Raw genomic sequence first — 12,383 nt, 5'->3', positions numbered from 1 at the left:
AGCAGCGTCGTTGCGGTGCTGAAAACGGCGCGGACGCGGTTGCGCTGACCGGCGCGCGGGAGGAGTTCAGGGCGATTTCATGCTTTCGCGCCGGGCGTTCATGTAACGCCGCGTAACGCAAACAAAGACGGCGCCTCGCGGCGCCGTCTTCGGGTATCGCAGCGAACGCTCGGGCTTACAGGCCCAGCGCGGTCTCCGCCTTCACGTACGGCAGGCCGTGCGCCTGGGCCACCGGCTCGCACACCACCTTGCCGTCGATCACGTTCAGGCCGTTGCGCAGGTGCGCGTCGTCGGCCAGCGCCTTCTGCCAACCCTTGTTGGCCAGGGCCAGGGTGAAGGGCAGGGTGACGCTGTTGAGCGCGAAGGTCGAAGTGCGCGCCACGGCGCCCGGCATGTTGGCCACGCAGTAATGCACCACGCCGTCCACCACGTAGGTCGGGTCGGAATGGGTGGTGGCCTTGGAGGTCTCCACGCAGCCGCCCTGGTCGATCGCCACGTCGACGATCACCGAGCCCGGCTTCATGGTGCGCACCATGTCATGCGTCACCAGCTTCGGCGCGGCAGCGCCCGGCACCAGCACGGTGCCGATCAGCAGGTCGGCGCGGCGCACCAGTTCCTCGATCGCCGAGCGGGTCGAGAACACGGTGGAGATCGAGGTGCCGAACTGCGTGGCCAGGCGCTTGAGCGCGTCGGCCGAGCGGTCCACCACGGTGACCTTGGCGCCCATGCCCACGGCGATGGTGGCCGCATGGGTGCCGGACACGCCGCCGCCCAGGATCACCACTTCCGCCGCCGGCACGCCCGGCACGCCGCCGAGCAGCACACCGCGGCCGCCCTGGGCCTTCTCCAGCGAATGCGCGCCCACCTGCGGGGCGAGCCGGCCGGCGACCTCGGACATCGGGGTCAGCAGCGGCAGCGCGCCGTTGGCGGCGGTGACGGTTTCATACGCGATGCAGACCGCGCCGGAAGCGATCAGGTCGTGGGTCTGCTCGGCGTCGGGCGCCAGGTGCAGGTAGGTGAACAGGATCTGGCCCTTGCGCAGCTTCTTGCGCTCCACCGCGAGCGGCTCCTTCACCTTCACGATCATGTCGGCCTCGGCGAAGATCGCGTCCGCGCCCTCGACCATCCTGGCGCCGGCGGCGATGTAGTCCGCATCGGTCAGCCCGGCGCCAAGGCCGGCGCCCGCCTGGATCAGCACTTCGTGCCCATGGTGTACCAGTTCCTGCACCGACGACGGGACGAGGCCGACGCGGTATTCGTGGTTCTTGATCTCTTTCGGTACACCGATGCGCATGGCTGGGAATCTCTCTGGAAAGTGAGGTTTTCGGCTGGTTCCGGCGCAGGCGCCGGAGGCACAGCAGTATGCTCGGTGCACTGAGCAATTTCTCGCTCATTTGGGCGGGGTTCGCGCTAGGATGTCGAACCTTGTTCTACATATCGCCAAATGTGCGGGTTTTTATGCCAAGCCTCGATCCAAGCCTCGACGACCGCGACCGCGCCATTCTCAAGCTGCTGCAGGAAGACGGCCGGCTGACCAATCTGGAACTGGCCACGCGCATCAATCTCTCCCCCTCGGCCTGCCTGCGCCGGGTCAAGCTGCTGGAGGAGCGCGGGTTGATTGCGCGCTACGTGATGCTGCTGGACGAGAAGGCGGCCGGCCTGGCCGGCACCGCCTTCGTACTGGTGACGCTGGACCAGCAGGGGCGCGCGGCGCTGGATGCGTTCGAGGCCGCGATCCAGCGCCACCCCGAGGTGACGGAGTGCTGCCTGCTCGCCGGCGCGGCGGATTACATGGTGCGCGTGGTGTATGCCGACTCCGCCGACTTCGAGCGCATCCACACCGACATCCTCACGCAGTTGCCCGGCGTGGTGAGGGTGCAGTCGACCCTGGCCTTGCGCACGGTGAAAAGGACGACAGCGCTGCCGGTGTAGGTTGGGGTGAGCCGCAGGCGAACCCCAACATGGCGCCACGTTGGAGTTCGCTGCGCTCACTCCAACCTACGGTGATGGCGTAAGCATCAGCACATAAGCCGCCGCCGACCAGCTGAAGTTCGGGGACTGATAGCCGTTGCCGGTCAGCGGATCGTAGTTCTCATAGAACGGCGCCTGCGCCGTCAGCCCCTGCGCATTGAGCACCAACCGCCGCGCCATCTCATCGGCCTGCTTTGCATAGCCATGACGCCGCAACCCCTCCACGCCGAAATACGCCTGGTCCAGCCACACCGGCCCGCGCCAATAACCCTTGATCGGCGAGAAATGCGCATCGTCGGCGGCAAGCGTGGGGAACGGCATGCGCGTGGCGAATTTGTTCGGATCGAGCATCACCTGGCTCACCGCGCGCGCCTGCGCCGCGTCAGCCAGGCCAGCCCATAGCGGCGTCCAGCCTTCGGCGCCATACACGCGCACCAGCGAATGGTCACTCAAGCGCATATCGAAGAAATAGCCGCGCTTGCGGTCGAACATGCGCGCACGCACCGCCGCTTGAACGCGTTCGGCTTCTTTCAGCCACGCCGCATGGTCATCCGGCTTGCCCAGCACTTCGGCGATGCGCGCCAGATCCACCGCCTCGCGATAGAGATACGCATTGAGATCGACCGAAGCCTGATCCAGCGACCACGCGCCCGGTCCATTCGAAAGCATCTTCGCGCCATCGAAGCGCACCGCATTGTCCATCCCGCTTTCCCATGCGGCCGCGATGCGCGTGCCATCGGTGGAACCGAATTCCGCCAGGCCGTCGCGGTCGTGATCGCGCGAGGCCCACCACCAGCGGTGATAGCGCGCCAGCTTGTCGTACATCTCGGCGAGGAAGGCGCGGTCGCCGGTGGCGTCATACACGGCGAGCACGGCCCAGGTGGCAAGCGGCGGCTTGGTGTTGCGCCAGTTGTTGTCCTTCGCATCCAGATAGACGCAGTCAGGCAGCATGCCGTCGGCGCGCTGCCGCTCGAACATCGCGCGGATCTGCTCGCGCGCCAGTTCCGGCGCGAAGCGCGCCAGCGCGGCGGCGTGTTTCCACGAATCCCAGGCCCAGAAGCCGTTGAAGTCGGGGTTGGAATACGAAGGGATCACGCCGTCGTGGCCGAGATCGCCGCGCGCGGCGCGCCAGTTGGCCAGCAGGGTGACGATGGCCTTGGCGGTGATGCGGCGTGCGTCGTCATCGTCCAGGCCCGACAGATGCGCCGTGTCGGCGAAGGCGAGATAGCCATCCCAGCGCGCGCGGTTGCGCCGCCATGCATCGGCGTGGTCGACCAGCGATGGTTGCTCGCGCGCGTTGTCGACGACCAGCGTCTGCTCGACATACAGCGTGATCGGCTTTCCAGCCTCCACGAGCACGCTGCCGGCCGGCTCGAGGCGATAGTGCGGCCCCTCCGCCTTCGCCACCACCGCGCGTCCGGCGAACAGCCGCGTGGCGAGAAAGGAGCGGCGCCCCAGCGTCTGCACGATGCCGCCGTCATCCGCGCGCGGCGCGCCGCCCATGGTCTCGCCTTCCACGCTCAGGCGCAGTTCGCGGGTTTGCATCGAACTCAGTTCGATGCGCGCCACCGCATGCCAGGCATCGGCGAAGAACAAGGTCTCGCGCACCGACAGGCCGGCGCCGGCATGCGTGCGCTCCAGGAAACCGGGGCCGGCGTGGCTTTCCTGCGGCGCCAGCAGCAGCGGCTTGCCGGCCACGCTGGCCAGCGTCCACGCGGCGAAGCGGCGGCCGGCCCAGCGTCCGCCGTCGAGGCTGTGCACGAAGGGGCCGCTGAAGCCGGTGCCTTCGTCGCGCGCGGGCAGGCTGTAGCTGTGCCAGGCGCCTGCGTCGAAGAACAGGTTGAAGCGCCGATCGGTAGCCGAGATCGGCGTGCCGTGCAGGTCCAGCAGATCCAGGTAGCGGGCCTGCTGCGGCGTTGCGGCATGCACGCCAGGGGCGAACGCCGCAGCCAGCAGCAGGGTGAACAGCGGTCGGCGCATCCGTGGGCACTCATGGCAGGGAACCGGCGATCTTTGCCGCAAACGCCGTGCGCTGTCCTGTGCCGTTCGCTGATCCGCGAGCGGGATTCGCCCCGCCAATCGTCATTCCAGCGCAGGCCGGAATCCAGTAGCGATACCGCCTGGCTTTCGCTGCAAGGCCCAAAGGCGAGCTCTTGGACGCCTCTCCCATATACAGGCTGTCGCTGCTGGATTCCGGCCTGCGCCGGAATGACGAGCTTTTTTATCCGTCGATCCCACAGTTTCGTCGGCGCCAGCGGCACTTCCGTCGCAGCCGAAGTCCCAACCCTCGACACCCCGGCTATGCTCCGCCCCGTCATCGCTGCCGGGGAAAGCCTTCCATGACCAGTTTCTTCTTCGTCATCCGCCTCACGCTGGCCTGGTTCCTCGCCTTCATGCTCGGCGTGATCGTGTGGAACGTATTGAACGAGCATTACAACGGCCCGGCCTGGCCCTTCGTGCTGATCTGCATGGCCTTGCTGGGCATGGTGATCACCGGCGCGTTCTCGCACGTTCGCCGCGTGCGGCTGATCACCGGCCACGTGGACGGCGGCAGCCTGAGCAGCCGCCAGCGGCGCCAGGTGGAGATTCCGTTCGAAGCCGGCGAGGCGTTCCGCCTGCTCGACGCCGCGGTGCGCGAACTGCCGCGCAGCGAGAACGTCGAGAGTGCGCCGGACAGCCTGCAGCTGCGCGCCAAGGTGCGCCGCCTCGATCCCTACGGCAACAAGCTGCCGCGCCGCTATTCGCTGTTCGGCTGGTTCAATCATCGCGACAACCAGATCCTCGCCACGGTGGCGCCGGGCGACGGCAGCAGCAGCGTCACGCTGATCTGCGAGCCGTGCAGCGGCGCGTGGAGCGACTGGTTCCGCGTCGACGACGGCACCAACCTGGAGAACGCCGAGGCGATCACCCGTGCGATCACCCGCCGCGTGGCCGAGCGCCGCCGCGGCGAGCAGGCCGCGGCGCGACAGACCGCCACCGAGAAGGAACTCACCGTGGCGCGCCTGAACCTGCTGCATGCGCAGGTGGAACCGCACTTCCTCTACAACACGCTGGCCAGCGCGCAATACCTCACGCGCACCGATCCGGCCCGCGCCGACGACATGCTCGGCCACCTGATCGCCTACCTGCGCCACTCGCTGCCGCGCACCGGCGATGCGCTGTCCACCCTGGCCGACGAGCTGGAACGTTCGCGCGCCTATCTGGAGATCCTGCGCATCCGCATGGGCGATCGCCTGAAGCTGGAGATCGACGTGGCGCCGGAACTGCTGGCCACGCCGCTGCCGCCGATGATGCTGCAGACCCTGGTGGAGAACGCGGTCAAGCATGGCCTGGAACCCAAGCCCGGCGGCGGCACCATCTGGCTGCTCGGCCGCGCCAAGGAAGACACGGTCGCGATTACCGTGGCGGACGACGGCCAGGGTTTCTCGGAAGCGGGCAGCGGCACCGGCATCGGCTTGAAGAACGTGCGCGAGCGGCTGGGGCTGGTCTATGGCAATACCGCTACGCTGGCCATCCTCGCCAACTTTCCCACCGGCGTCGCAGCGACGCTGACCGTACCGAGCAAGGCGGTGGGTCATGGCTAAAGCCGTCATTGCCGAAGACGAACCGCTGTTGCGCCAGGCCTTGTGCGAACAGCTGGAGCAGGCGTGGCCGGAGCTGGAGATCGTCGCCGAATGCGAAGACGGCGCCGCCGCGCTGGAAGCGATCGCCGAGCATCGTCCGGAGGTCGCCTTCCTGGATATCCGCATGCCCGGCCTCACCGGCCTGGAAGTGGCTGGCGCCGCCGCGGAAGCCAGCCCCGCCACCCAGGTGGTGTTCGTCACCGCCTACGACCAGTACGCCGTCGATGCGTTCGAACGCGGCGCGGTGGATTACCTGTTGAAACCCATCGCGCCCGAACGCCTCGCCGCCACCGTGCAGCGGATCAAGCTGCGCAGCGCGGGCGAAGGCCTGGCGGGCGAGGCGCTGGCGGCGCTGGTGCGCCAGCTCGATGCCGGCCGCTTCGCCGAGGCGCGGCAGCCGCTGACCTGGATCACCGCCAGCGCCGGCCGCGAGACACGGCTGATCATGATCGACGACGTCGCTTATTTCCGCGCCGACCACAAATACACCACCGTGGTCACCGCCGAAGGCGAAGCGCTGCTGCGCAAACCGATCCGCGAACTGCTTGGCCTGCTCGACCCGGCCGTGTTCAAGCAGATCCACCGTTCCACCATCGTCAACCTCAAAGCCGTGGCGGCGGTGATCCGCGACGACAGCGGCAAGGGCACGCTGCGCCTGCGCCAGCGTCCCGAGACCTTGCTGGTCAGCCAGCCCTTCATGCTTCTTTTCCGCAACATGTGACGCGGCGCGCCGCCGCCGGAGAGCGAACCATGCGCAACGTACTGGCCCTGCTTTACTACCTGCTCGCCGTGGTCGGCTGTACCGGCGGCAACGTCACCGACATCCATAGCGAAGCCGACGGACGCGACATCGTGCACGGCAAGATCGAGTTGCGCGCCGGCGTGGCGAAATTCGAATGCCTGGCTAGCGCCAGCGGGCAATGCCATTTCGCGCTGTTCGATCCGGCCTGCGTCGCTCCGGCGGCAAGTTGCGACAAGCCGCCGGAGCGCTTTGCCCTGGCGCAGGGCGCGAGCCGCGAGATCGTCGGTTTGCCGGCAGGATTCCGTCCTTGCGTGAGCGCGCAAGGGGAGCCGGCGCGCCCCGATTGCAAGACGTCCCCTTGAGCGGACGCCACCCGTCGGCGCAACACCGCTACGGGCCGGGGATCGACTGCACGCGTCTTCCACCCTGCGTAGGTTGGGGTGAGCCGGAGGCGAACCCCAACGGCGCGGCGTCCGTCGGGGTTCGCTGCGCTCACTCCAACCTACGCGTTGCGCTCCCTCCGCTCCGCCCGCAACTCCAGCCATTCATACAAGGTAGGCAGCAACACCAGCGTCAACAGGGTCGAGGTGATCAGGCCGCCGACCACCACGGTTGCCAATGGGCGCTGCGTCTCTGCTCCGACGCCACTCGATAGCAGCATCGGCACCAGGCCCAGGATGGCCACGCTGGCCGTCATCAGCACCGGGCGCAGGCGCAAGGCCGTACCGCGGACCACGGCCTCGCGCGCCGACAGGCCCTTGTCGCGCTGCTCGTTGAGGAAGCTCACCAGCACGATGCCGTTGAGCATCGCCACGCCGAACACCGCGATAAAGCCGATTGCCGAGGGCACCGACAGATACTGCCCGGTGATCGCCAGGCCGACGATGCCGCCGATGGTGGCGAACGGCACGTTGGCGAGAATCAGCGCCGCGTACTTCACCGAATTGAACGCCGTATACAGCAGGATGAAGATGAAGAAGATCGTCGCCGGCACGATCAGCGACAGCCGCTTCAACGCCCGCTGCTGGTTCTCGAACGCGCCGCCCCATTCGGTGTAATAGCCGGTGGGCAAGTTCACCTTCTGCGCGATGGCGGCGTTGGCGTCGCGCACGAAGCCGTCGATATCGCGGCCGCGCACGTCCATCTGGATCACCGCATAACGCTGCAGCTGCTCGCGGCGGATAAACGAATAGCCTTCGGCCTGGTTGACTTCCGCCACCTGCGCCAGCTGCACCAGGGCGCCGCTGGCCGAGCGGATCGGAATGCGTTCGATCGCCGGCAGCGAGGCCTTGCTGGCATCGTCCAGGCGTACCGAGATATCGAAGCGCCGTATGCCGTCGAGCAAGGTCGATACCGGCTCGCCGCCGATGCCGTTCTTGACCACGGTCAGCACGTCCTGCGCGTTGAGGCCGTAGCGGGCCAGGGCGTCGCGGTCGACGCGGATGCGGATCTGCGGCTTGCCCAGATTCGCTTCCAGGGCGAGGTCGGCGACGCCGGGCACGCTGGCCAGCACGTCCTTGATGCGGCCGCTCATCCGATCCAGCTCGCCCAGGTCGTCGCCGTAGAGCTTGAGCGCCAGGGTGGCACGCACGCCGGAGATCAGTTCCTCGATGCGCATCTGGATCGGCTGGGTGTAGCTCACCACCGCGGTGGGCAGCGCGGCACTCAGCTCCTGCTGCATCGCCGCCTCGATGCTCTCCAGCGTCTGGCCCTTGCGCCACTGCTCCTTCGGCTTGAGCGGGGTGTACACCTCCATGTAGTTGACGTCCGCCGTCTCGCCTTTCTCGGCGCGGCCGATCATCGCCAGGGTGGTGTCGACCTCGGGGAATTTCTGCTTGATCAGCGCCTCGACCTGGGTGGAGATGGCGATCGATTCGTCCAGCGAAGCGGACGGGATCGAGGTGATGCGCCACATGATCGAGCCTTCCTTGAGGTTGGGCATGAACTCCTTGCCCAGGAAAGGGAACAGCGCCAGGCTGCCCACCAGCGCGGCGAGCGCAATCGCCACCACCGTGCGGCGCCGCGCCAGCGACCAGTCCAGCAGCCTGGCGTAGTGGCGCTTGAGGAAGGCCACCAGCCGCGTGTCCTTCTCCTCCTTGGGCTTGAGCACCAGCGCGGCGAGCACCGGGATCAGGGTCAGTGCCAGCACCAGCGAGCCGGCCATGGCGAAGCTGATATTGAACGCCATCGGCTTGAACATCTTGCCTTCCAGCCCTTGCAGGCTGAACAGCGGCAGGAACACCACGATGATGATCAGGATCGCGAACGCGATCGGATTGGCCACTTCGCGCGCCGCCGCCAGCACCGCCGCGGTACGGTCCACCGGCAGGCCGTGCGCCTTGCGTTCGGCCATGATGCGGAACGCGTTCTCCACCATCACCACCGCGCCGTCCACCATCATGCCGATGCCGATCGCCAACCCCGCCAGCGACATCAGGTTGGCCGACAGCCCGGCCTGTTCCATGCAGATAAACGCGATCAGCATCGCCAGCGGCAGCGCGATCACCACCACCAGCGCGCTGCGCAGTTCGCCCAGGAACAGGAACAGCACGATCGCCACCAGGATCGAGCCTTCGATCAGCGCGCGGATCGCGGTGCCCACCGCCTTGTTCACCAGCTCGGTGCGCTCGTAGACCGGCTTGACCACCACGCCTTCCGGCAACGCCTGCTCGACCGTGGCGAGCTTGGCCTTGACCGCATCCACCACGTCCTTGGCGTTCTCGCCGATGCGCGCCAGCGCCTGGCCCATCACCACTTCCTTGCCGTCGCGGGTGACTGCGCCGGTGCGCGGGGCGCCGGCTTCGGTGATGGTGGCGACATCGCGCACATAGACCGGCGTGCCGTCTTCGGTTTTCAGCACGATATTGCCCAGGTCGCGCGCATCCTTGACCAGCCCCAGGCCACGCACCAGGTATTGCTCGCGGCCGACGTCGACGAAGTTGCCGCCGACCTGGGCGTTGTTGGCCTCCAGCGCCTGCATCACTTCCTTGAAGCCGAGGTTGTGCGCGATCAGCTTCATCGGGTCGATGCGCACCTGGTACTGCTTTTCCTGGCCGCCCCACGAGGTGACGTCGTCGACGCCGGGTGCGGTGCGCAGGATCAGCCGGATGTTCCAGTCCTGCAGGGTGCGCAGGTCCATATCGTTCGGCGCGTTCTTGAGCTGGTCGTCCGCGCGCTCGACGGTGTACCAGAACACCTGGCCCAGGCCCGAGGTATTGGGGCCCATCTCCGGTTTGCCGTAGCCGGCGGGCAGGCGGTCGCCGACCTGCTGCAGGCGTTCATTGACGAGCTGGCGCGCGAAATAGATGCCCATGCTGTCTTCGAAGTACACGGACACATAGGACAGGCCGAACAGGCTGACGGAGCGGATCTCCTGCACCTTCGGCAGGCCGGCGAGCGCGGATTCGACCGGCGTGGTCAGCAACTGCTCCACGTCCTCGGCGGCCAGGCCGGAGGCCTCGGTGTACACGTTGACCTGCACCGGCGTCACGTCCGGGAAGGCATCGATCGGCAGCGAGCGCACGGCCTGGTAGCCGATCGCGCCGACGATCAGGAACAGGATCAGCACCAGCACCTTGTAGCGCAGGGAGAGTTCGACGAGACGCTCGAGCATCACTCTTCTCCCAGCTGCGAACGCAGCAGCCGTGCTTTCAGGGCGAAAGCGCCTTTGCTCACGTAATTGGCGCCGGCCTTGAGGCCATCCTTGATCTCCACCCAGCCATTGCGGGTCTCGCCCGCGATCACCGGCGCCGGCTCGAACTGGCCGTTGCCCTTGGCGACGAAGACCGTGCTCTGGTTCTGCAGCAGGATCACCGCCTCGGCTGGCACCGCCAGTACGGCTTTGCCGGTGCCGACGGCGAGCCGCGTTTCGACCAGCTCGCCCTGGTGCAGCAAGTCGTCGCGGTTGTCGACTTCGATGCGCACGGGCACCGTGCGCGTCCGTTCGTCGGTCTGGTGCGAACGCTGCACCACGGTGCCGGGCAGGGCGCTGCCGTGGACCAGGATGCGTGCGTCGCCGCCGGCCTTGACGCGCTCGGCGTCGGCGGGCGGCAGTTGCGCTTCCACCCATACCGAGTCTTCCTTGACCAGGGTGAACAGCATGCGGCCGGCATCGACACGTTCACCGACCAGGAACTGGTCGGTGGTGATGCGGCCATCCGTGGGCGCGAGCAATTCGTAGCCGCCATCGGCCTTGGCCGAACCGTTGCGCAGCACGCTCCGGATCTGTCCATCCGACAGGCCGTAGGCGCGCAGCTTGGCTTGGGCCTGGTCGCGCTGCACCTTCACTTCGGTGTAGCGGCGACCCGAGACGGCCTGCGCACCCAGCGAAGCGACGCGTTGCCAATCCTGCTCGGCGACGATCAGCGCGCCCTGCGTTTCGGCCACCTGCACGCTGGACAGCACCACCAGCGGCTGGCCGGACTTCACTACATCGCCCAGCTTGACCAGGCGCTTGAGCACCATCGACTCGATGCGCGGCGCGACCAGCACGGTGGAGTAGGCGTCGGCCTTGACCTCGCCGGGTGCCTTGATTTCATCGGTCAGCGGACGCGAGCCGAGCTTGGCCAGCACGATGCCGGCGTCCTTGATCGCTTGCGCATCGAGCGCGAGCGGATTGGCGCCCGGCGCCGGCTTGCCGTCTTCGGCGTAGGCCGCGGCGGTGGTCAGGGCGAAGCACAACAGAGCATAGCGGAGCAGGGGGCGGCTCATCGGGAGGCATCCTTGTTGCCGCCGTCGATCCAGTCGGTCAGGCGGCCGGCGGCGGAGAGATAGTCGAACCAGGCCTGCCAGGCTTGGGCTTGCAGTTCGAGGCCGGACAGCGCGGTGTCCAGGCTTTGCTTGAGCTGGACCAGATAGTCCGAGGTGCCGAGCTCGCCGGCGCGCCAGAGTTTTTCCAGCAACGCCGTGCGTTCGTCGAACGCGGCAGCGCGGCTGATCCGGAATGCTTGCGCGGCGCCGAGCAGTGCGTCGTAGCGCGCCTGGGTTTCGCGCAGGCGCGCCGTGGCGCCGAGCTGTTGCGCCCGCACGCCGGCCGCGGCCGCATCGGCCCCGGCGCGCGCGGCATCCACTTCCGCGCGGCCGGTGTTGAGCACGGGCAGCGGGATGGAAACGCTCAGGCCGATCACGCGATCGTTCACCGGACCGTTGCGCACCTGGCCGCCGGTGACGCTGACGGTGGGGTCGGGCATGCGCGCGCGCCGCGCCACCTGCACGCCGGCTTCGGCGCTGGTCTGCAGCGCGCGGGCCCTGACCAGTTCGGGATAGTCGTCGAGCGGCAGCGGTGCGAGGGTGGCCGAAGCGGGTGGCAAGGCGTTCGGCAGGTCGCCCGCGTTGGCGGCGGCGTCCTGGCTGATCGAAGCCAGCGTGGCCATGGCCGCCGCCTGGTTGCCGACCAGCGAGGCCTGCTGGATCTGCGCCTCGCCCAGCGCCAAGCCGGCGAGGTCGCGTTCCGGACTGCTGATGTCGCCGACTTTCAGGCGCTGCGCGGCGAGGTCGTCGAAACGGCGCATCAGTTCCACCCGGCGTTCGCCGAGTTGGCGTTGCTCGGCGGCGAGCGCCAGGGTGGACCACGCCTTCAGCCAGCGCGAGGCGGTATCCCGGCGCAGCAAGTCGTAACCGGCCTGGCTGGCCTGGAACTCGGCGCTGCCCTGTTCGGCACGCGCGCGGCGCTTGCCGGACAGATCGAGCGCCAGACTCAGCCCCGCCGTGCGCCGGTTGACGTCGGCATTCTCGGCATCGAGCGCCAGCGTGGGGTTGTACAGCGGTTGCGCCGCCGCGCGTGCCCGGGCCTGTGCGGCGTTGAGCTCGGCGCGCGCGACTTGCACCTCGGGGCTGCTGTCCCACACCGAGCGGACAGCCTGCCGCAGCGACGGGTTGGCGAAGGGGGCCGGATCGGCAGTGTTTTCCTGCGCGGGCGCGGACCAGGCGGCACCGGCGCAAAGCATGCAAGCAACCCCCAGCAGGGCTGCACGTAGCACGGACATGAGTAACGTCTCCTAAAAACCATCAGAACGCCGCGCACGAAACGCGCGGCGGGATCCAGGGTT

The 12,383-nt window shown here is 67.8% G+C and carries 9 protein-coding genes; 4 read left to right on the top strand and 5 right to left on the bottom strand.

What is annotated here, in order from left to right:
- Positions 1-175 precede the first annotated feature (175 nt).
- Positions 176-1,294: an alanine dehydrogenase gene (gene ald / locus AB4083_RS14715; RefSeq protein ID WP_441608827.1), complete on the bottom strand. Its 1,119-nt coding sequence runs from the start codon at positions 1,292-1,294 to the stop codon at positions 176-178.
- Between the two features lie 164 nt (positions 1,295-1,458).
- Between ald and AB4083_RS14710 the strand changes: the two genes are divergently transcribed.
- Positions 1,459-1,932: an Lrp/AsnC family transcriptional regulator gene (locus tag AB4083_RS14710; RefSeq protein ID WP_441608826.1), complete on the top strand. Its 474-nt coding sequence runs from the start codon at positions 1,459-1,461 to the stop codon at positions 1,930-1,932.
- A gap of 66 nt (positions 1,933-1,998) precedes the next feature.
- Here the strand turns inward: AB4083_RS14710 and AB4083_RS14705 are convergent, their stop codons facing one another.
- The gene (locus tag AB4083_RS14705; protein WP_441608825.1) at positions 1,999-3,951 is read right to left on the bottom strand and encodes an MGH1-like glycoside hydrolase domain-containing protein; all 1,953 of its coding nucleotides are present in this window, start codon (positions 3,949-3,951) and stop codon (positions 1,999-2,001) included.
- Positions 3,952-4,310: 359 nt separating this feature from the next.
- Here AB4083_RS14705 and AB4083_RS14700 point away from each other — a divergent pair, with 359 nt between their 5' ends.
- From AB4083_RS14700 to AB4083_RS14690, 3 genes are read left to right on the top strand one after another with little or no spacing between them, the layout of a single operon-like run.
- Positions 4,311-5,555 (top strand): sensor histidine kinase, encoded by a 1,245-nt coding sequence (locus AB4083_RS14700; protein WP_441608824.1) that lies wholly within the window; start codon positions 4,311-4,313, stop codon positions 5,553-5,555.
- Positions 5,548-6,315 carry a LytR/AlgR family response regulator transcription factor gene (locus tag AB4083_RS14695; protein WP_441608823.1) on the top strand — a complete coding sequence of 256 codons (768 nt, stop codon included), beginning with the start codon at positions 5,548-5,550 and terminating at the stop codon, positions 6,313-6,315. The genes AB4083_RS14700 and AB4083_RS14695 overlap by 8 nt, the downstream gene beginning before the upstream one ends.
- A gap of 29 nt (positions 6,316-6,344) precedes the next feature.
- Positions 6,345-6,698, top strand: coding sequence for a hypothetical protein (locus tag AB4083_RS14690; protein WP_441608822.1), 354 nt, complete (start codon positions 6,345-6,347; stop codon positions 6,696-6,698).
- Positions 6,699-6,838: 140 nt separating this feature from the next.
- Here the strand turns inward: AB4083_RS14690 and AB4083_RS14685 are convergent, their stop codons facing one another.
- Genes AB4083_RS14685 through AB4083_RS14675 form a run of 3 tightly spaced genes read right to left on the bottom strand, consistent with a single transcriptional unit; the run spans position 6,839 to position 12,320 of the window.
- Positions 6,839-9,949, bottom strand: a complete 3,111-nt coding sequence (locus AB4083_RS14685; protein WP_441608821.1) for an efflux RND transporter permease subunit — start codon at positions 9,947-9,949, stop codon at positions 6,839-6,841.
- Positions 9,949-11,046 carry an efflux RND transporter periplasmic adaptor subunit gene (locus AB4083_RS14680; protein ID WP_441608820.1) on the bottom strand — a complete coding sequence of 366 codons (1,098 nt, stop codon included), beginning with the start codon at positions 11,044-11,046 and terminating at the stop codon, positions 9,949-9,951. Before AB4083_RS14680 ends, AB4083_RS14685 begins: the two co-directional genes overlap by 1 nt.
- Positions 11,043-12,320 carry a TolC family protein gene (locus AB4083_RS14675; protein ID WP_441608819.1) on the bottom strand — a complete coding sequence of 426 codons (1,278 nt, stop codon included), beginning with the start codon at positions 12,318-12,320 and terminating at the stop codon, positions 11,043-11,045. The genes AB4083_RS14680 and AB4083_RS14675 overlap by 4 nt, the downstream gene beginning before the upstream one ends.
- Positions 12,321-12,383: the final 63 nt, after the last annotated feature.

Origin of the sequence: Dyella sp. 2RAB6 (genome assembly GCF_052115385.1) — a bacterium.
GTDB lineage: Bacteria > Pseudomonadota > Gammaproteobacteria > Xanthomonadales > Rhodanobacteraceae > Dyella_D.
Note: the sequence above shows the minus strand (reverse complement) of the source record. Positions and strands in the feature narration are given on the sequence as shown.

What these genes read in the sequence shown, in the direction of transcription:
- AB4083_RS14675 (WP_441608819.1), bottom strand. Translation starts at nt 12,320, where the DNA reads ATGTCCGTGCTACGTGCAGCCCTGCTGGGGGTTGCTTGCATGCTTTGC.
- AB4083_RS14685 (WP_441608821.1), bottom strand. Translation starts at nt 9,949, where the DNA reads ATGCTCGAGCGTCTCGTCGAACTCTCCCTGCGCTACAAGGTGCTGGTG.
- ald (WP_441608827.1), bottom strand. Translation starts at nt 1,294, where the DNA reads ATGCGCATCGGTGTACCGAAAGAGATCAAGAACCACGAATACCGCGTC.
- AB4083_RS14700 (WP_441608824.1), top strand. Translation starts at nt 4,311, where the DNA reads ATGACCAGTTTCTTCTTCGTCATCCGCCTCACGCTGGCCTGGTTCCTC.
- AB4083_RS14690 (WP_441608822.1), top strand. Translation starts at nt 6,345, where the DNA reads ATGCGCAACGTACTGGCCCTGCTTTACTACCTGCTCGCCGTGGTCGGC.
- AB4083_RS14705 (WP_441608825.1), bottom strand. Translation starts at nt 3,951, where the DNA reads ATGCGCCGACCGCTGTTCACCCTGCTGCTGGCTGCGGCGTTCGCCCCT.
- AB4083_RS14680 (WP_441608820.1), bottom strand. Translation starts at nt 11,046, where the DNA reads ATGAGCCGCCCCCTGCTCCGCTATGCTCTGTTGTGCTTCGCCCTGACC.
- AB4083_RS14710 (WP_441608826.1), top strand. Translation starts at nt 1,459, where the DNA reads ATGCCAAGCCTCGATCCAAGCCTCGACGACCGCGACCGCGCCATTCTC.
- AB4083_RS14695 (WP_441608823.1), top strand. Translation starts at nt 5,548, where the DNA reads ATGGCTAAAGCCGTCATTGCCGAAGACGAACCGCTGTTGCGCCAGGCC.